Genomic DNA, 18972 nt, shown 5'->3' on the forward strand with positions numbered 1-18972 from the left:
CGCGTGCGCCCACTTCCGCGCCATGGACCTTCGCGTTCGCGCACACGTGTCTTCGCGCAGCTCCGCCTCGATGTGCGCATGCGTTGGCACCCTCGCGTCAGCGCCCGTTCGCGGGGCCCGCCGTACCCTGTGCCCGCCGTACCCCCGCCCGTGGGGCGCTGTACGGCCGGTGTCGCTCGGCGGCTTCCGTCCACAAGGGGCGGTGGGGTTACTCGCCTGGGCGGACGAGGCCGGTTTCGTAGGCGAAGACGATGGCCTGGGCGCGGTCGCGCAGCCCGAGTTTCGTCAGCACCCGCCCCACATGCGTCTTGACCGTCTGCTCGGCCACGAACAGCTTCTGGGCGATCTCCTGGTTGGACATGGCCTGGGCGACCAGGATGAGCACCTCGGTCTCGCGCTCGGTCAGCTCCTCCGGCCGCCGGCCCGACGGCGGACGGGGACCGCCCAGCCGGGCGAACTCGTGGATCAGCCGCTTGGTGATGGCCGGCGCGATGAGCGCGTCGCCGGCCGCGACCACGCGGACGGCCTCCGCGAGCTGGGCCGCCGACGCGTCCTTGAGGAGGAAGCCGCTGGCGCCCGCCCGCAGCGCCTCGTAGACGTAGTCGTCGAGGTCGAACGTGGTCAGGATGAGCACCTTCGACGCCGGGCACGCCGCCAGCAACTCCCGGGTCGCCTCCAGCCCGTTCATGACCGGCATGCGCACGTCCATCAGCACCACGTCGGGGCTCAGCGCGACGGCCCGCGTCACCGCCTCGCGGCCGTCGGCGGCCTCGCCCACGACCTCGATGTCCGGCTGGCCGCTCAGGAACACGGTGAACCCCGTGCGGACCATCCCCTGGTCGTCGGCGATCAGCACGCGGATCACGCGGCACCCTCCCTCTTCCCGATCGGCGACCCGATCGCTGACTTGATCGGCGACTCGGTCGGCGGTTCGATCGGCAGCTCGGCGCTCACCTGGTAGCCGCCGCCCCGCGCGGGCCCGGCGTCGAGCGTGCCGCCGAGCAGCGCCGCGCGTTCGCGCATGCCGGCCAGCCCCTGCCCGGCTCCGGGAGCGGCGGCGGGGGACCGGCCGGGGCCGTTGGCGACGCGCAGGCGCAGCGTGCCGTCGTCGTGGGTGATCTCCACGGTGACGCTCGACCCCGGCGCGTGCCGCATCGCGTTGCTGAGCGACTCCTGGACGATCCGGTACGCCGACAACCCCACCGCCTGCGGCAGCGGCCCGATCGGCCGCCGCAGGCCGACCTCCACGGTCAGCCCCGCGTTGCGGGCGTTGCCCACCAGCTCCTCCAGCCGGTCGAGGCCGGGTTGCGGCGCGGTGTCGGTGCGGCCGTCGGGGTCGCGCAGCACGCCGAGGACCTGGCGCAGCTCGGTGATGGCCTCCAGGGACAGCGCGCGGATCTCGGCCAGCCCGGCCTCCAGCTGCGACGGGTCGCCCGCGGCCCTCAGCGGCACGGCCTCCGCCTGGATGGCGATCACCGACATGTGGTGGGCCACCACGTCGTGCAGCTCGCGGGCGATGCGGGCGCGCTCCTCCAGCACCGCGTGCGCGCCCTCGGCCTGCCGGGTGCGCCGTTCCTCCTCGATGAGCCTGGCCGTGGCGTTGCGCCGGGCGCGGACGTTGTAGCCGAACAGCACGACGATCCCGGCAGCGCCCGCCACCACGGGCGCCGAGTCGGCGTCGACGGCCAGGCACAGCAGGACCGTGATGATCCCGGCCCCCAGCGTGATGCGCCGCTCGCAGCGCACGCCCACGGAGTAGAGCGCCAGCAGGTACGCCAGCCCCACCGTCATCGGGTAGGGGGCGTAGCCTTCGTCCCGCCCGATCGTGACCTGGGCGTAGACGGCGACGGGGGTCAGCACGACCGCCGCCCGCCAGGCCGCCAGCGGCCATCGGTTGCGCAACGCCACGGGCAGGCCGGCGGCCAGGGCCGCGAGCACGACGACGCCGCCCCAGAGCGGCAGGGGAGCGCCCGGCGTGGCGGCGGCCTGCTCGTTCCAGTCCGTGACCGTGGACAGCGTGACGCCGAACAGCTCAACGGCGATCAGCAGCTCGGCCACCTGCAGCAGGCTGAACGTCTGGACCGGGACCAGCGGGGCCAGCCACCGCGGCACCGGCATCCGCAGCCACCGGGAACGGGGCCGCGGCGGAGGATCGGCGCTGCCCGTGAGCAGCGCGAGCGTGAACGGCCGCAGCACGGCCGCCGACACCCGGCCCAGCGCGATCACGAACCGCACGGCCGCCCCTCCGGACGATGCCGCGGGCTCACCGGGCGGGCCGCCGGGAGCCGGGGACGCGCCGGCGCGCGCGTCGCCCGGGAGGGCGGGAGGCGCGGAGCGGCGGTCACGGTGATTCACCTGGTCAAGGATACGGACGGCCGGGCGGCCCGGCATCAGACCCAGGTTTGATAGCGGTGTCACTCTCAGGTATCGCTTACATCATTACGATCGCCGTGAGCGAACATCGGCAAGGTTGGGAACAACAGCGCGCTCTGATGAATTGAGTCGGTATAACTCAACCCTTTGGAGTTCGTATGAGTGAGAGCTTGATCCTCCCGGTGCTGCCGCTCGACGACGAGGTCGTCCTGCCGGGCATGGTGGTTCCGCTGGACCTGTCCGACTCCGAGGTGCGTGCTGCGATCGACGCGGCCCGCGCGTCCGGTGGTAACAAGCCGCGGGTCCTCCTCGTTCCCCGGATCGACGGCCGTTACGGCGCCGTCGGCGTCCAGGCCGTGGTCGAGCAGGTCGGGAGGCTGCCCGGCGGTGAGCCCGCCGCCGTGGTCCGCGGTGTCGACCGCGTCCGCGTGGGCACCGGCACCACCGGCCCCGGCGCCGCACTCTGGGTCGAGGCGGACACGGTCGACACGGTTCCGGCCGGCGAGCGCGCCCAGGAGCTGGCCAAGGAGTACAAGGCCCTGGCCACCACCATCCTGCAGAAGCGCGGCGCCTGGCAGGTCGTCGACCAGGTCAACCAGATCGACGACCCCTCCGTGCTGGCCGACAGCTCCGGCTACACCCCGTGGCTGACCACCGCCCAGAAGGTCGAGCTGCTGGAGGCCGCCGACCCGGCCGACCGCCTGGCCAGGCTGATCGAGTGGTCCCGCGAGCACCTCGCCGAGCTCGACGTCGCCGAGACGATCCGCAAGGACGTCCAGGAGGGCATGGAGAAGCAGCAGCGCGAGTTCCTGCTGCGCCAGCAGCTCGCCGCCGTCCGCAAGGAGCTGAAGGAGCTCAACGGCGACACGGCCGAGAGCGAGGAAGAGGACTACCGGGCCCGCGTCGAGGCCGCCGACCTGCCGGAGAAGGTGCGCGAGGCCGCGCTCAAGGAGGTCGACAAGCTGGAGCGGACCTCCGACCAGTCGCCGGAGGGCGGCTGGATCCGCACCTGGCTCGACACGGTGCTCGACATCCCGTGGAACGAGCGTACCGAGGACAACTACGACATCGCGGGCGCGCGGGCCGTGCTCGACGCCGACCACACGGGCCTCGACGACGTCAAGGACCGCATCATCGAGCACCTGGCCGTGCGCAAGCGCCGCCAGGACAAGGGCGTCGGCGTGGTGGGCGGCCGGCGCAGCGGCGCCGTCCTGGCCCTCGCCGGCCCTCCCGGGGTCGGCAAGACGTCGCTGGGCGAGTCGGTGGCCCGCGCCATGGGCCGCAAGTTCGTCCGGGTCGCCCTCGGCGGCGTGCGCGACGAGGCCGAGATCCGCGGACACCGGCGCACCTACGTCGGCGCCCTGCCGGGCCGCGTCGTCCGGGCCATCCGCGAGGCCGGCTCGATGAACCCGGTCGTCCTGCTCGACGAGGTCGACAAGGTCGGCGCCGACTACCGCGGCGACCCTACGGCGGCGCTGCTGGAGGTGCTCGACCCGGCCCAGAACCACACCTTCCGCGACCACTACCTGGAGGTCGAGCTCGACCTGTCCGACGTGCTGTTCCTGGCCACGGCCAACGTGCTGGAGGCCATCCCCGGCCCGCTCCTCGACCGCATGGAGGTCGTCACCCTCGACGGCTACACCGAGGACGAGAAGGTCTCGATCGCCCGCGACCACCTGCTGCCCCGGCAGCTGGAGCTCGCCGGGCTGACCCCCGAGGAGGTCAAGGTCGACGACGCCGCGCTGCGGAGGCTGGCCGGCGAGTACACCCGCGAGGCCGGGGTCCGCTCGCTGGAGCGGGCGGTCGCCCGGATCCTGCGCAAGGTGGCGGCCAAGGACGAGCTGCCCGTCACGGTCGGCGCCGACGACCTGGTCGGCTACATCGGCCGGCCGCGGTTCGTGCCGGAGTCGTCGCTGCCCGAGTCCACCCAGCGCACCTCGGTGCCGGGCGTGGCCACGGGCCTGGCGGTGACCGGGGCCGGCGGCGACGTGCTCTACGTGGAGGCGTCGCTGGCCGACCCGGAGACCGGCGAGACCGGCCTGACCCTGACCGGCCAGCTCGGCGACGTGATGAAGGAGTCGGCCCGGATCGCGCTGTCCTACCTGCGCTCGCACGGCGCGGAGCTGGAGCTGCCGGTCACCGCGCTGAAGGACCGGTCGGTGCACGTGCACTTCCCGGCGGGCGCCGTCCCCAAGGACGGTCCCTCGGCGGGCGTGACGCTGACGACCGCGCTGGCCTCGCTGCTGTCCGGCCGCCAGGTCCGCTCCGACGTGGCCATGACCGGTGAGATCTCGCTGACCGGGCGGGTCCTGCCGATCGGCGGCGTCAAGCAGAAGCTGCTGGCCGCCCACCGGGCGGGCATCACCACGGTGCTCATCCCGGCGCGCAACGAGCCCGACCTGGACGACGTGCCCGAGGAGGTCCGCAACGAGCTGACCATCCACGCGGTCAGCGACGTGCGCGAGGTGCTCGACATCGCGCTCACCCCGGCCGAGGTCGCCACCACGGTCGCGGCCTGACCCCGGCCCGCTCCCTCCGACACCGCCCCGCCGCACCCGGTTCCTTCCGGGGGCGGCGGGGCGGCCCCATGTGTGGCCGGAAGAGGGCCTCAGTCCGTGACCAGCAGCGTCTCCAGCTCCTCCAGCAGCGCCACGACCCGGGCGGCCCGCTCGGGGTCGTCGCCCACCGCCGCCCGCACCGCCTCCGCCACCGGCCTGGCCGCCCGGCGGTGGACCGCGTTCAGCGCCGGCTCCGTGACCGTGACCTGGGTGCGCCGCCCGTCGTCCGGGTCGGGCGCGGTCCGGACGAGGCCCCGCTCGCGCATCCTGGCCACCGACGCCGACACGTGGCTCTGGACGAAGCCCGTCCTGGCCTGGATCTCGCCGACGGTGCTGCCCGGGTGGCGCAGCGCGTCCTCGAAGACGGCCTCCTCGCCGGGGGTGAGGGGCGGGCCCTTGGTCTCGCCGGCCGCCGTCTTCGACAGCTCCACGAGCCGCCGTCCGAGCCTTCGCATCCGCGCCACGTTCATGGTCGCCGATTGTATCGCTGGAGATGTATCGTCAGCGATATGAATGGGGTGGCGAAGACGGCGGTGGGCGCGGCGTGGTTGCGGGCGTGCGAGAGCGAGCGGCCCGACCGGCTGTTCGACGACCCGTACGCGGCGGCCTTCGTGGCGGCGGCCGAGACCGAGCGGGCGGATGCGGGGCGGGGGAGCGGGGCGGCTGGGCTCTTCGGTGACCACCTGGTGTTCAGGACCAGGTTCTTCGACGACTATCTGAGCGAGTCCGGCTGCGGCCAGGTCGTGCTGGTGGCCGCCGGGCTCGACAGCCGCGCCTACCGGCTCGACTGGCCGCCCGGCGTGCGGCTGTTCGAGCTCGACCTGCCCGAACTGCTGGCGTTCAAGGACGGCGTGCTGCGCGGGCTGGGCGCGACGGCGCGGTGCGAGCGCGTCCCGGTGCCGGTGGACCTGCGCCAGGACTGGCCGGGAAGCCTGCGCGCGGCCGGGTTCGACCCGGCGCGGCCGACGGCCTGGCTGGCCGAGGGCCTGCTGATCTACCTGAGCCCGGCCGAGGCCGCACGGCTGCTCGACGGCATCGGCGCGCTGTCGGCGGCGGGCAGCAGGCTGGCCTTCGAGCACGACCCGGCCGCCTCCGCCGCGCCGGCCGAACGGGCGCGGACGATGCCCGAGCTGCGCCGGATCGCCACGCTGTGGAAGGGCGGCCTGGGTGAGGACGCCGTCGCCCGGCTGAACGCCCGCGGCTGGCGGGCGCGTACGGTCGACGCGTCCGCCCTGGCCGCCCGCTACGGTCGCCGCGCCCCGGGCGGCGCCTTCCTCACCGCCACCCGCAGTGACGCAGATCACCACAATTCCCCGGAATAGGAGTATGTAAAAGCGGTGTTAGCAACGGCGTGAACGAGGCATACGCGAACGACCACCGCGCCCACCGGGACGCCATGTGTTGTCGCCTGCGTATGGGGCGAATGCCGGCCCGTTAGAGACCAGATCCCGCCCGTTCTCCTCGAAGGTCACCATGATCCACACCTTTTGCTTCGTGCTGCGCAGGCTGAGTCACCTGCCGTTCCCTCCGGGCAGCCACTAGATCCCACCGTTTCGACGGTGATGTTCGTGTCAGGAAGCGGCCCGCCACCGGCCGCTCTCAGTCGTGGGGAATTTTTCGTGATCCAGGCTTCCGGCCTGCGCAAGCAGTACGGCCAGACCGTCGCGCTCGACGGCGTCGACCTGCATGTGCGCGAGGGCGAGATCTACGGCGTGCTCGGCCAGAGCGGCGCCGGCAAGAGCACGCTGCTGCGCTGCGTCAACCTGCTCGAACGCCCCACCGCGGGCACGGTCACCGTCGCCGGGCAGGACCTGACCGCGCTGCCCGGCCGCGAGCTCAACCGCGCCAGGCAGCGCATCGGCATGATCCACCAGCATTTCGCGCTGCTGTCCTCGCGCACGGTGGCCGGCAACGTCGCCTTCCCGCTGGAGGTCATGGGCGTGCCCAGGGCCGAACGGCAGCGGCGCGTGGCCGAGCTGCTCGAACTCGTCGGCCTCCAGGGACGCGGCGGCGACCGCCCCCACCAGCTCTCCGGCGGCCAGAAGCAGCGCGTCGGCATCGCCAGGGCGCTGGCGGGCAACCCGTCGGTGCTGCTGTCGGACGAGGCCACCTCCGCGCTCGACCCGGCCACCACCCAGTCGATCCTCGCCCTGCTCAAGCGGCTCAACGCCGAGCTGGGCCTGACGATCCTGCTCATCACCCACGAGATGAACGTGGTCAAGAGCGTCTGCGACTCGGTCGCCATCATGTCCGGCGGACGCGTCGAGGAGTCGGGCGCGATCGCCGACCTCATCAGGACCCCCGGATCCCGTCTGACCAGGGAGATCTTCCCGCTGCCCGAGCCCGCCCCGGCCGGCGCGGTCACGCTCACCTTCACCGGCGACCCGGGCCGCCCGCTGGTCTCGGAGATGGTGCGCAAGTTCGACGTGGACGTCAACATCCTCGGCGGCTCGATCGAGGACCTGGCCGGCGGTTCGGTCGGGCGCCTGCGGGTGTCGCTGACCGGCGCGGAGTCGTCCTCGGCGCTGTCGTTCCTGCGGGCTTCCGGGCTGATCGTCGAAGTCGCGGGGGAGGCCGCATGACCTGGGAAGAGATCGTTCCGCTGCTGTGGCCGGCCACCTGGGAGACCGCCCAGATGGTGGGGTGGGCCACGCTGTTCACCGTGCTGTTCGGGCTGCCGCTCGGCGTGGCGCTGGTGGCCTTCGACCGGGACGGGCTGCGTCCGCTGCCCGCGTTGAAGTCCACGCTGGGGATCGTCGTCAACGTCGGGCGGTCGCTGCCGTTCATCGTGCTGATGATCGCGATCATCCCGTTCACCCGGTTCGTCATCGGCACCACGATCGGCACCGCGGCCGTGGTGGTGCCGCTGACCGTGGGGGCCGTGCCGTTCTTCGCCCGGCTGGTCGAGACGGCGTTGCGCGAGGTCGGCACCGACGTCGTGCAGGCGGCGCAGGCCATGGGCGCGAGCCGGACCGCCGTCGTGCGCAAGGTCCTGCTGCCCGAGGCGCTGCCGGGCCTGGTGTCGGGGCTGACCGTCACGATCGTCGCGCTCATCGGGTACTCGGCCATGGCCGGCACCGTCGGCGGCGGCGGGCTCGGGGACCTGGCCGTGCGCTACGGCTACCAGCGGTTCGAGACGCTCGTGATGATCGTGACCGTCGTCCTGCTCATCGTCATCGTGCAAATTCTGCAGAGTCTGGGCGACTGGGTCGCTCGGCGCATTTCACATAAGTAAGGAAAAAACATGAAGATCCGTTCGATCTTGGGTGCTGCCGCGCTGTCCCTGTTGCTCGCCGCATGCGGTACGTCGCAGTCCGCGACCAGCACCCCCGCCGCCGAGTCGGCCGACACGGTGCTGAAGGTGGGCGCGAGCCCCGTCCCGCACGGCGAGATCCTGAAGTTCGTCAAGGACAACCTGGCCCCGGCCGCCGGGCTGAAGCTGGAGATCGTCGAGTTCACCGACTACGTCCAGCCGAACGTGCAGCTCGACGAGGGCCAGCTGAACGCCAACTTCTTCCAGCACAAGCCCTACCTGGACGACTTCAACGCCTCCAAGGGCACCAAGCTGAGCTTCGTCACCCCGGTGCACCTGGAGCCGCTCGGCCTGTACTCCAAGAAGATCACCTCGCTGTCGGCGCTGGCCGACGGGGCCACCGTGGCCGTCCCCAACGACGCCACCAACCTCGGCCGCTCGCTCAAGCTGCTCGCCGACAACGGCCTGGTCAAGCTCAAGGACGGCGCGGGCACCGCGGCCACCGAGCGCGACGTCACGGACAACCCGAAGAAGCTGCAGTTCAAGCCCCTTGAGGCGGCCCAGCTCCCGCGCGCGCTGGACGACGTGGACGCCGCGGTGATCAACGGCAACTACGCCATCGAGGCCGGGCTCAAGCCGGCGAGCCAGGCGCTCGTGCTGGAGAAGACCGAGGGCAACCCGTACGTCAACGGGCTGGTCGTGCAGGCCGGCCACGAGAAGGACGCCGGCATCGTCACCCTCGGCAAGCTGCTGCAGGACCCGAAGGTCAAGGACTTCATCAAGCAGAAGTACGAGGGCTCGGTGATCCCCGCCGAGTGACCTCCGGCGTCGATCGGCGCCGAAGCCGCGGCCCTCCACCGGGGAGCCGCGGCTTCGGCGTGCCCTAGCGCCGCCGCCGACGGACCGAATACTGTTCTAATATGTACCCGGGAGCCATCGCAGCCGTCACCCCCGACAAGCCCGCTGTGATCATGGCGGGCTCCGGGCAGGTCCTCACCTACCGCGAGCTCGAAGAGGAGTCCAACCGCCTGGCCCACGCCTTCCGCGAGGCCGGGCTCAAGCCCGGCGACCACGTCGCCTTCATGCTCGCCAACCACCCGCTCTTCCTGGCCGTCGCCTGGGCCGCGCACCGCGCGGGCCTGTACTACACGCCGATCAGCTCCCGCCTGCGGACCGACGAACTCGCCTACATCGTGGACAACTGCGGCGCCCGGGTCTTCATCTCCAGCGCGGACCTGGCCGAGGTGGCCACCTCGATCACCGCCGCCACGCCGGGCGTGGAGCTTCGGCTCATGCTCGACGGCGTCGCCGAGGGTTTCGTCTCCTACGAGGAGACCGTGGCCGGCCGCCCGGTCACCCCGATCGCCGACGAGTGCCAGGGCGCCGACATGCTCTACTCCTCCGGCACGACCGGCCGTCCGAAGGGCGTCAAGGTGGCCGCCTCGCTGGCCCCGCTGACCGAGTCGAACACGCTGGTCCGGCTCATCCAGGGGCTGTTCGCGCCGTCGGCGGACAGCGTCTACCTCTCGCCCGCGCCGTTGTACCACGCCGCGCCGCTGCGCTACTGCCTGTCCTTCCAGCGGCTCGGCGCCACGGTGGTGGTGATGGAACGCTTCGACCCCGAGGAGTACCTGCGGCTGGTCGAGCGGCACGGGGTGACGCACTCGCAGCTCGTGCCGACGATGTTCATCAAGATGCTCAAGCTGCCCGAAGAAACCCGGAAGAAGTACGACCTGTCGTCGCTGGTCTGTGCCATCCACGCCGCCGCGCCGTGTCCCGTGCCGGTCAAGGAGCAGATGATCGACTGGTGGGGCCCGGTGATCCACGAGTACTACGCGGGCACCGAGGGCAACGGCTTCCTCTACGTCGGCTCCCAGGACTGGCTGGCGCACAGGGGCACGGTCGGCCGTTCGCTGCTCGGCGTCGTGCACATCTGCGACGAGGAGGGCGAGGACCTGCCGCCCGGCGAGCACGGCACGGTCTACTTCGAGAACGGCGCCCGCTTCGAGTACCACGGCGACCCCGACAAGACCCGCTCGGCGCAGGACCCGAAGGGCCGCGGCTGGACCACCCTCGGCGACATCGGCTACCTCGACGCCGACGGCTTCCTGTACCTCACGGACCGCCGCTCGTACATGATCATCTCCGGTGGGGTGAACATCTACCCGCAGGAGGCCGAGAACGTGCTCGCGGTCCATCCCAAGGTGGCCGACGTGGCCGTGTTCGGCGTACCGGACGAGGAGATGGGGGAGCAGGTCAAGGCCGTGGTCCAGCCGATGACGGCGGCCGAGGCGGGACCGGCGCTGGAGGCGGAGCTGATCGCGTACTGCCGGGACCGCCTGGCGCACTACAAGTGCCCGAAGTCGGTCGACTTCCGCGACGAGCTCCCACGCCACCCGACCGGCAAACTCTACAAGCGCCTCCTGAGGGACGAATACTGGCCCGCCCGCACCTGACCACCCCCTGCGACGGGCCGATACGCACGTATTTCACCTTTTTTTGCCCGTTCTCGGCGCGGCGGCAGGGCCTGCGAGCAGCGCAGATAAGGCGTGAGTGAGTCGTCTCACAGAGTTCCGATCAACGGCTTAACCAGCTCTTACGCCGTCCTTGGCACCCTTGAGCCATAGGGACTTGAGGGAGATGACAGATGGACGCGAACGAGCCTCGCGAGCAGGGCACCGGTGGTTGGAGCCAGTTCGGCGCCACGCCACCGGCCGCCGGGGGCTTCCCCCGGCGGGACACGATCGTCATGGAGCAGCCGCCTCCTCCTCCGCCGTCCGCCCTGGTCAAGGCGCGCTTCAGCGCCGGGCAGAAGGCCGTCGCGGGCCTGGCGCTGGCCGCGATGGCCATCGGCGGCGGGGTCGTGGGAGCGGCCGTCGCCACCGCCTTCCAGCCGCAGCCGCAGCAGGTGGTCAGCGCGCCCAGCCCGGTGCTGCGGTCGGCCTCCAACCAGCTCTCCACCGCTGAGGTGGCCGAGCGGGTGCAGCCGTCGGTGGTCATGATCCAGGGGCAGACGGGCGAGGGTTCGGGGGTCGTGCTCTCCGAGGACGGCCTCATCCTCACCAACAACCACGTGGTCGTCGGCGCCTCGCAGGGCGGGGGGCAGATGACGGTCAAGTTCAGCGACGGCAGGACGGCCAAGGCCAGCGTCGTGGGCACCGACCCGGCCACCGACCTCGCGGTCATCAAGGCCCAGGACGTCTCGGGGCTGACCAAGGTCACGCTGGGCGACAGCGACCAGCTCAAGGTCGGCGACGACGTGCTGGCCATCGGCAGCCCGCTCGGCCTTGACGGATCGGTCACCAGGGGCATCATCAGCGCCCTGAACCGTACCCTCAACCTGGGCGGCGAGCAGCGCCAGCAGCTTCCGCCCGGTTTCGGCGGCGAGCAGCAGCAGCAGAGCCAGGCGCCGAGCGCCACCATCGGCGACGTCATCCAGACCGACGCCGCCATCAACCCCGGCAACTCCGGCGGCGCGCTGGTGAACGCGGCCGGCGCCCTCGTCGGCATCAACACCGCCATCGCCTCCGACGCGGCCGGCGGCGGCGTCGGCTTCGCGATCCCCGTCAACACCGCCAAGCAGGTGGCCGAGCAGCTCATCAAGAGCGGCAAGGTCAGCCACGCCTTCCTCGGCGTGAGCGTCACCGACGCCACCGGCGACGTGCCCGGCGCGCTTATCCGTCAGGTGACCGCGGAAAGCCCGGCTGCCAAGGCCGGACTGAAGGAGGGGGACCTGATCACCAAGATTGGGGACACACCTGTTGACTCAGGCGATACCGTTGTTGGACAGGTCAGAGGTTTCAAACCGGGCCAACAGGTCAAGATCACATATATGAGGGGCGGACAGTCCGGCGAGGTCACCGTCACCCTCCAAGAGAAGAAGTAAACACCAGGACCCCCTCCCGGAGACGGGTGTGCCGTTGAGATCGCTGCGGACTCGGCGGCACACCCCCCCATCAGGCGAAACGGCGGCCCTCGTCACGGCGGTAGGCCCACGTGGCGGCGGCCGCCGCGAGCACCGTCCAGACGCCCAGCATGATGAGCGCGATCCCGTCCGGCCGCGCCCCCGCGATGGCCGCCCAGATCAGCTCGGCCGCGCCCCTGGACGGCACGTACGGCGAGATGGTCTCCACGATGTCCGGCAGGATCTGCGGCGGCAGGATCAGCCCGCCCACGATCGCCACGGGGAAGAAGACGATCTGGGCCACCGCGAGCGCCGCCTTCGACGGCAGCGTCAGGCCGAGGAACAGCCCGATCAGCATGAACGGCACCCCCGCGCCGACCAGCGCCGCCAGCCCCAGGGCCAGCCGCACCGGCGTGATGACCGCCTCCGTCAGCAGCGCCGCCACCACCAGCACCGGGACCACCGACAGCAGCATGAGGACCACCGTCGACAACATCCGCCCGGCCAGGCGCGGGAACGGCCCGGCGGGCAGCGTGCGCGTGTAGGGGTCCCACGGCTGCTCGCGGTCCTGGGAGACCGAGGCGCTGAGCCCGATCACCGCCGAGGACATGGCGCCGAAGAACATCAGCGCCCCCGTCGCCGTCGTCGCCGCCGCCGGGTCACCGCCCGCGAACGGCACCACGAACGCCAGCATCGAGATGGCCGGGAACATGGAGCTGGCCAGGATCCCGATGGGCACCCTGAACTGCTCGACGAGCTGCAGCCGGGTGTGGGCCGCGATCAGGCTAGACATTCGCGTCCTCCTTGGAAGCGGTCGAGGTGTCCGAGGTGGCGGTGATGGTGAGGAAGGCCTCCTCCAGCGTGGTCGGCCTGACCTCCAGCCCCGAGAACGGCGTGCCGCTGCGCACCAGCTCGACCACCAGCCGGTCGGGATCGGTGGTCAGCAGGCTGATCCGGCCGTCCTGGCGTTCGGTGCTGAGCACGCCGGGCAGCTCGGGCAGGTCCTCGGCGTCGAGCGAGACGCGCCGCACCCCCACCATGTCGCGCACGGCCCGCACGGTGTCGTCGGCCAGCACCCGCCCCTGGCCGACCACGACCACGCGCTGGGCCAGCGCCTCGATCTCCTCCAGGTAGTGGCTGGTCAGGACGACCGTGCCGCCTTCGGCGTGGAAGGCCTGGATGCCGTCCCAGAGCGTGCGCCTGGCCTCGACGTCGAGGCCGGTCGTCGGCTCGTCCAGGAACACCAGGCGCGGCCGGCCTGCGAAGGCCAGCGCCACGGCCAGACGCCGCTTCTGCCCGCCGGACAGCCCGCCCACCTGGCGCTTGACCAGGTCGCTCAGGCCGAAGCGGTCGAGCAGCTCGTCCTTGCCGAGTGCGTCGGGGAAGTGGGCGCGCACGAAGTCGGTGATCTCGCCGACCCGCAGCGACTCCGGCAGGCCGGTCTCCTGCGGGGTCACGCCGATGCCGCGGCGCGTCACCGGGTCCTGGGGCGAGCCGCCGAACAGCTCGACCGTGCCGGAGGTCGGGCGGCGCAGCCCGACGAACAGGTTGATCAGGGTGGACTTGCCCGCCCCGTTCGGGCCGAGCAGGCCGACCAGCTCGCCCGCCCGGATGTCGAGTGAGACGCGGTCGAGCGCGAGCACGTCCCCGTAGCGGCGGGTGACCTCCACCGTTCTGGCGAGGGCCGTCATGGGGTTCCTCCAGCGTTGTCGAGCAAGGCGCGGATCGCCTTGGTGTAGTCCTCGAAGGCCAGCCGTCCGCGCTGGGTGAGCGCGACGTACGTGACGGGGGTGCGGCCCTTGTGGGTCTTGGTGATGCGGACGTAACCGGCGTCCTCCAGCTTGGTCAGATGCACCGAGAGGTTGCCGGCCGTCATCCCGAGCAGGTCCTTCAGCGAGGGGAAGGCGATCTCGTCCCGCCCGCCGAGGGTGTTGAGCGTGGCGACCACCCGCAGCCTGGCCTGCGCGTGGATGACCGGGTCGAGCTCGGGGACGGCCCCGCCATGGCTCACGTCCGCCGCCGCAGCACGATCCCGGTCACGATGTAGCCGCCGCCGGTCAGCACGGCCGTCAGCAGCGCGTGCCAGCCGGCCCCGAGCATGACGCCCACCCCGTTGACGACCGCCGTCCACACGCCGACGAAGAACATCGGCCAGTACGTCCAGATCGCGCCGCCGGCCATGTAGAGCAGGGCGACGAGCATCATGAAGCCGCCGCCCCACAGCAGGCCGCTCTCGGTGGCGGAGAGCTGGGGGCTCAGGCGGACGGCGAGCACCGTCATGGAGATCATGCCGGCCACCCAGGCGTAGCCGTACATCATGCCCTTGGCCGAGGTCTCGCCGCGGACCTGCGCCCCCATCTTCACCATGCCGAAGACGGCGATCGCCCCGGCCAGCGACATGCCCGCGAACAGCACCGTGAGCGCCAGCGGGCGGGAGATCGGCGCGTAGGGCACGCCGTCGAGGCCGTAGTGCAGGAACAGCGCCGTGAAGCCGAGCAGCCAGGCCACGCCCCAGGGCACGTAGAGCAGCACGGGGTCGCCGTGCAGGCGCCTGACCGTGGCGGTCCGCTGCTGCTCGATCAGCCGCAGCGTCTCCTCCGGAGTACGCGCGTGATCGTCGTCCACCATGCCTGCCCCTCTTATCCCGCAAACAGGTTTGTATCTTAAACCTGATGACGGCGCAAACTCTACAGCAGGGCGGGCGGGACGGCTACCGCCTGGTCAGGGCCTCGGACTCCCACAGGTCGCGGTAATAGCCGGGCACGGCCACCAGCTCGTCGTGCCGCCCGCGCTGGACGACGCGGCCCTCGTCGAGCACCACGACCTCGTCGACCGACTCCAGGCCCTTGAGCCGGTGGGTCACCAGCACGGTGGTGCGGTCGCGGATGACGTCCAGCAGGTCGGCCATCAGGCGGTCGGCGGTCTCCTCGTCGAGCGCCTCGGCGGGCTCGTCCAGCAGCAGGACGGGCGGGTCGTACAGCAGCGCCCTGGCCAGGGCCAGGCGCTGGAGCTGGCCGCCGGAGACGGTCCTGCCGTCCTCGCCGAGCTCGGCGTCCCAGCCGGTGCGCTCGACCCACGGGCCGAGCCTGGCCTCCCGTACGGCCGCCGCCAGCCGCTCGTCATCGGCGTCCGGCCCGGCCAGGCGCAGGTTGTCGCGCAGCGTGGTGCGGAAGATGTACGGGTCCTGGGTGAGCCCGGTCATCAGCGTGCGGACGTCGTCGCCGGACAGGTCGCGCAGGTCGGCCCCGTTGACGCGGACGCTTCCCGACTCGGGCTCGACCAGGCGCATCAACGCGGCCAGCAACGTGCTCTTGCCCGCGCCGCTCGGGCCCACGATCGCCACCCGGCGGCCCGGCGTGAGGCGCAGGGAGACGCCGTCGAGGGCCGGCCTGGTGGCGCCAGGGTGGCGTACGACGAGGCCCTCGACCTCGACCGTCAGGGGAGTGGACGGCACGGGCGCGGGCGCGGCGGGCTCGGTGACGGCCGGGGCGGCGGCGCGGACCTCGCGCAGCCGCCGGATCGCGGCGGTGATCCCGGCCATGCGCTCACCCGCCGCGGCCAGCGGCAGCACCGGCTCGAACGACACCAGCGCGGTCAGCGCGAGCACCGCCGTGGCGACCGAGCCGGCGCCCGCGCCCTGGGCGAGCAGCACGATGGCCGCCACCGTCAGGCCCTGGGCCAGCGTGCCGACCGCCAGGGCGGCGGCGTGCACGCGCGACTGGCGGCGCTCCAGCGCGGCCAGCGACTCGTCGGCGGCCAGCGCGCCGGACAGCGCCCGCTCACCCGCGCCGTAGGCGGCCAGGTCGGCCGAGCCGTGCACGAGGTCGGCCACGCGGGCCGCGAGCGCGGCCCTGGCCGGGGCGATCCGCGCCGACCAGCGGCGCGCGGCGGCGGCGGTTGCTGCGGGCAGCAGCACGCCCGCCACCACCAGCCCGGCCACCAGCACGAGCGCGGTCACCGGCAGCACGAACAGCCCGATGACGACCGCGGCCAGGCCGGTCAGGAGAGCGGCGGCAGCCGGGAGCAGCGCGCGGACCAGCAGGTCCTGGACGGCCTCGGTGTCGTCCACCATGCGGCTGAGCAGGTCGGCGCCGCCGTGGCGGGGGCGCTGGGGCGGGACGAGCGCCTCGTAGAGCCGCTCGCGGGTGCCGGCCTGGGCGCGCAGGGCCACGTCGTGGCCGGTGAGCCGTTCGGCGTAGCGGAAGACGCCCTTGCCGGTCGCGAACGCCCTGGTAGCCACGATGGCCACGCTCAACGCGGCCAGGGACGGCTGCTGCGCGGCCCGGGTGATCAGCCAGGCGGCGGCCGCGATCAGCCCCAGCCCGGCCAGGTCGGCGGCCGCCCCGGCCAGCACGGCCCAGGCCAGCCGGGTGCCCATGCGCCGGTTCATCGCGCGCTCCCCTCGGGAAGGGAGGCCACGCCCTGCGGCTCCCTGTGATCGTCGCCTCCTGGGCGGGCCGGACGGTCGCGGGTGGTGTCGGAGACGACGCGGCCCTCGTGCACCCGGACGATCCGGTCGGCCAGGTCGATCATCGCGGGCCGGTGCGCGACGATGACGGCGGTCCGCCCCCGCGCCAGCTCGGCCGTGGCGGCCACGACGGCGGCCTCGCTGCGGCCGTCGAGGCGGGCGGTGGGCTCGTCGAGCAGCAGCGCCGTGGCGTCGGGGCGGCAGAAGCCCCGGGCCAGCGCCACGCGCTGCCGCTGGCCCGCCGACAGGTTCGCGCCGCGCTCGCCGACGACGGTGTCGAACCCCTCGGGCAGGCCGTCCACGAAGTCGGCGTGCGCGGCGGCCGCGGCCCGGCGGACCTCCTCCAGGGTGGCGCCGGGCGCGCCGAGCCGGATGTTGTCGGCCACGGAGGTGGTGAACAGGTGGGGGCGCTGCGGCACGTACGCCAGGGCCGCCCGCCAGCTGTCCAGGTCCAGCTCGGTCAGGTCGGCGCCGTCGACCAGGACGCGCCCCTCGGACGGGCGCAGGAAGCCGAGGACCAGGTGCAGCAGCGTGCTCTTGCCGCCGCCGCTCTCGCCGACCAGCGCCACCCGCTCGCCGGGCGCGATGGTGAGCGTCACGTTCTCCAGGGCGGCCTCGTCGCGGCCGGGGTAGCGGACGGTCACGTTCTCCAGGCGGATCTCCGGCGCGCCGTGCCCGCCGTACGGGCGGGTCGCGCCGGGCGGGTCGCCGGCGGCGTCGTCCAGGACGGCGAAGGCGGCGTCGGCGGCGGCCACCCCCTCCATGGAGGCGTGGAACCGGGTCCCCATGGCCCGCAGCGGCAGGTACGCCTCGGGCGCCAGCAGCAGCACCAGCAGCGCCGTCGTCAGGTCCAGCGACCCGCCGAGCAGCCGCAGCCCGATCGGCACCGCCACCAGCGCCAGCGACAACGACGCGCACAGCTCCAGCACCAGCGACGACAGGAACGCCACCCGCAACGTGCGCATGGTCGCGCTCCGGTGGGCGTCGGCGACCTGCCGGATGACCGTCGCCTGGTAGCGGGCCCGCCCGAAGGCGCGCAGCGTGGGCAGCCCGCGCACGACGTCGAGGAAGTGCCCGCCGAGCCGCGACAGGGCGTGGAACTGCCGCTCGGTGACGGCCTTGGTCGTCATGCCGACCAGCGCGCCGAAGACGGGGATCAGCGGCAGCGTGATCAGGACGATCACCGCGCTGCCCAGGTCGGCGGCGAACAACCGGACCAGCACGGCCACCGGCACCACGGCCGCCACCGCGATCGAGGGCAGGTAGCCGGTCAGGTAGGCGTCGAGGCCGTCCAGGCCCCGGCCGGTCAGTGTGACCAGCTCGCCCGACCGGTGACCGGTCAGCCTGGACGGGCCCAGCTCGCCCAGGCGGGCCAGCAGCCGGTGGCGCAACGCGGACTTCACCCCCGTCGCCGTGCGCCCGGCGAAGACGCCCTGCGTCCAGGCCAGCAGCGCCCGTACGCCCACGACGGCGGCCAGCGCGCCCAGCGCGGCGGCGGTGAACCGGCCGGACAGCACCCCGGCCAGCAACTCGGCCTGCGCGAGCACGAGCAGCCCGGCCAGCACGGCCGCGACCATGGTGACGGTCAGATGGCGGCGCACCGAGCGCTCGGCCCGCATGAGCCGCAGAAGATCCTTATGCACGTGGCCTTCAGAAGAACGAGGGGAGTGGGACGGCGCCCTTACCTGGCCGGAAAGTCCGCCATACCCATACTTGCGCGCCCAGCATGATCGGCGCGAACGGCAACGCCATGACACTGAGCACATTCAACGTAGCCGCCGGCGCGCTGTGCTCCAGCAAGAACGGCATCGCCCCCACGAGCAGGCCGATCACCGGCAGCGCCGAGACCAGCCCCGAGACCGCCAGCGCCCGCCCCGACCGCACGCCCCCGAACGCGCCCGGCTCCCGCCAGGCCAGGAACGTCCACCCGTGGAAGGCGAACAGCAGGGTCGTCAGCACGCCCAGCAGCACCCCGACCGGATGCACCGGCGAGGAGGTGAACCCGGTGGCGGCGGCGTGCAGCGCCATGCCCCAGCCGAACGACAGCCCCAGCGATCCGAACGCGATCATCGCGTCCCAGAAGCCGCGCCACCGGGCGCCGTCCAGCCGCCGCCGGAACCACAGCCCGGCGTCGCGCAGGATCCAGCTCAGCAGCATGGCCACCACCAGCGGATACAGCCCGAACAGCACCTCGCCCTCCAGGCGCGGGTACACGCCGAACAGCGTCCCGGCCACCGCGACCAGCCACACCTCGTTGGCCAGCACGAACGGCGCCATGGCGGCCACCATGCGGTCGCGGTTGGCGCGCGTCCTGCCCAGCACCGGCAGCAGCAGGCCGACGCCGAGGTCGAAGCCCTCCAGCGCGAAGTACCCGGCCAGCAGCACCGCGAAGAACAGGAACCAGATCACTTCCATG

General features: G+C 72.5%; 17 protein-coding genes. 7 read left to right on the forward strand and 10 right to left on the reverse strand.

The window, feature by feature from the left end:
* Positions 1 to 208 precede the first annotated feature (208 nt).
* Positions 209 to 865 (reverse strand): response regulator transcription factor, encoded by a 657-nt coding sequence (locus ABZ815_RS09410; protein ID WP_357695788.1) that lies wholly within the window; start codon positions 863 to 865, stop codon positions 209 to 211.
* Entirely contained in the window at positions 862 to 2355 is a 1494-nt protein-coding gene (locus ABZ815_RS09415; protein WP_357695790.1) for a sensor histidine kinase, read from the reverse strand. The genes ABZ815_RS09410 and ABZ815_RS09415 overlap by 4 nt, the downstream gene beginning before the upstream one ends.
* Positions 2356 to 2531: 176 nt before the next feature.
* Here ABZ815_RS09415 and lon point away from each other — a divergent pair, with 176 nt between their 5' ends.
* Positions 2532 to 4892, forward strand: coding sequence for an endopeptidase La (gene lon / locus ABZ815_RS09420; RefSeq protein ID WP_357695792.1), 2361 nt, complete (start codon positions 2532 to 2534; stop codon positions 4890 to 4892).
* Positions 4893 to 4981: 89 nt separating this feature from the next.
* Here lon and ABZ815_RS09425 read toward each other — a convergent pair whose 3' ends face one another.
* On the reverse strand, positions 4982 to 5401 hold the full coding sequence (locus tag ABZ815_RS09425) for a helix-turn-helix domain-containing protein (RefSeq protein ID WP_357695794.1): 420 nt from the start codon (positions 5399 to 5401) through the stop codon (positions 4982 to 4984).
* 39 nt (positions 5402 to 5440) lie between these two features.
* Here ABZ815_RS09425 and ABZ815_RS09430 point away from each other — a divergent pair, with 39 nt between their 5' ends.
* The 6 genes from ABZ815_RS09430 to ABZ815_RS09455 all read left to right on the forward strand — a co-directional run bounded on the left by ABZ815_RS09430 (position 5441) and on the right by ABZ815_RS09455 (position 12070).
* On the forward strand, positions 5441 to 6253 hold the full coding sequence (locus ABZ815_RS09430; protein ID WP_357695796.1) for an SAM-dependent methyltransferase: 813 nt from the start codon (positions 5441 to 5443) through the stop codon (positions 6251 to 6253).
* Between the two features lie 297 nt (positions 6254 to 6550).
* Positions 6551 to 7513 (forward strand): ATP-binding cassette domain-containing protein, encoded by a 963-nt coding sequence (locus tag ABZ815_RS09435; RefSeq protein WP_357695798.1) that lies wholly within the window; start codon positions 6551 to 6553, stop codon positions 7511 to 7513.
* Entirely contained in the window at positions 7510 to 8166 is a 657-nt protein-coding gene (locus ABZ815_RS09440) for a methionine ABC transporter permease (protein ID WP_357695800.1), read from the forward strand. Before ABZ815_RS09435 ends, ABZ815_RS09440 begins: the two co-directional genes overlap by 4 nt.
* Before the next feature lie 9 nt (positions 8167 to 8175).
* Positions 8176 to 9003: a MetQ/NlpA family ABC transporter substrate-binding protein gene (locus ABZ815_RS09445; protein WP_357695802.1), complete on the forward strand. Its 828-nt coding sequence runs from the start codon at positions 8176 to 8178 to the stop codon at positions 9001 to 9003.
* A 101-nt stretch (positions 9004 to 9104) separates the two neighbouring features.
* Positions 9105 to 10640: an AMP-binding protein gene (locus tag ABZ815_RS09450; RefSeq protein ID WP_357695804.1), complete on the forward strand. Its 1536-nt coding sequence runs from the start codon at positions 9105 to 9107 to the stop codon at positions 10638 to 10640.
* 191 nt (positions 10641 to 10831) lie between these two features.
* Positions 10832 to 12070: a trypsin-like peptidase domain-containing protein gene (locus tag ABZ815_RS09455; RefSeq protein ID WP_357695806.1), complete on the forward strand. Its 1239-nt coding sequence runs from the start codon at positions 10832 to 10834 to the stop codon at positions 12068 to 12070.
* A 70-nt stretch (positions 12071 to 12140) separates the two neighbouring features.
* Here ABZ815_RS09455 and ABZ815_RS09460 read toward each other — a convergent pair whose 3' ends face one another.
* From ABZ815_RS09460 to ABZ815_RS09490, 7 genes are all read right to left on the reverse strand, one after another.
* Positions 12141 to 12881 carry an ABC transporter permease gene (locus ABZ815_RS09460; RefSeq protein ID WP_357695808.1) on the reverse strand — a complete coding sequence of 247 codons (741 nt, stop codon included), beginning with the start codon at positions 12879 to 12881 and terminating at the stop codon, positions 12141 to 12143.
* On the reverse strand, positions 12874 to 13779 hold the full coding sequence (locus ABZ815_RS09465; RefSeq protein WP_357695810.1) for an ABC transporter ATP-binding protein: 906 nt from the start codon (positions 13777 to 13779) through the stop codon (positions 12874 to 12876). Before ABZ815_RS09465 ends, ABZ815_RS09460 begins: the two co-directional genes overlap by 8 nt.
* On the reverse strand, positions 13776 to 14099 hold the full coding sequence (locus ABZ815_RS09470) for a transcriptional regulator (protein ID WP_357695812.1): 324 nt from the start codon (positions 14097 to 14099) through the stop codon (positions 13776 to 13778). The genes ABZ815_RS09465 and ABZ815_RS09470 overlap by 4 nt, the downstream gene beginning before the upstream one ends.
* Entirely contained in the window at positions 14096 to 14716 is a 621-nt protein-coding gene (locus ABZ815_RS09475; protein WP_357695814.1) for a hypothetical protein, read from the reverse strand. The genes ABZ815_RS09470 and ABZ815_RS09475 overlap by 4 nt, the downstream gene beginning before the upstream one ends.
* Before the next feature lie 82 nt (positions 14717 to 14798).
* Positions 14799 to 16478, reverse strand: a complete 1680-nt coding sequence (gene cydC / locus ABZ815_RS09480; protein WP_357695816.1) for a thiol reductant ABC exporter subunit CydC — start codon at positions 16476 to 16478, stop codon at positions 14799 to 14801.
* Positions 16475 to 18199: a thiol reductant ABC exporter subunit CydD gene (cydD, locus tag ABZ815_RS09485; RefSeq protein ID WP_357695818.1), complete on the reverse strand. Its 1725-nt coding sequence runs from the start codon at positions 18197 to 18199 to the stop codon at positions 16475 to 16477. The genes cydC and cydD overlap by 4 nt, the downstream gene beginning before the upstream one ends.
* 7 nt (positions 18200 to 18206) lie before the next feature.
* Positions 18207 to 18971, reverse strand: coding sequence for a cytochrome d ubiquinol oxidase subunit II (locus ABZ815_RS09490; RefSeq protein ID WP_357695820.1), 765 nt, complete (start codon positions 18969 to 18971; stop codon positions 18207 to 18209).
* Position 18972 lies beyond the last annotated feature (1 nt).

The sequence above is a fragment of the Nonomuraea sp. NPDC047529 genome (genome assembly GCF_040642995.1).
Taxonomy (GTDB): Bacteria; Actinomycetota; Actinomycetes; order Streptosporangiales; family Streptosporangiaceae; genus Nonomuraea.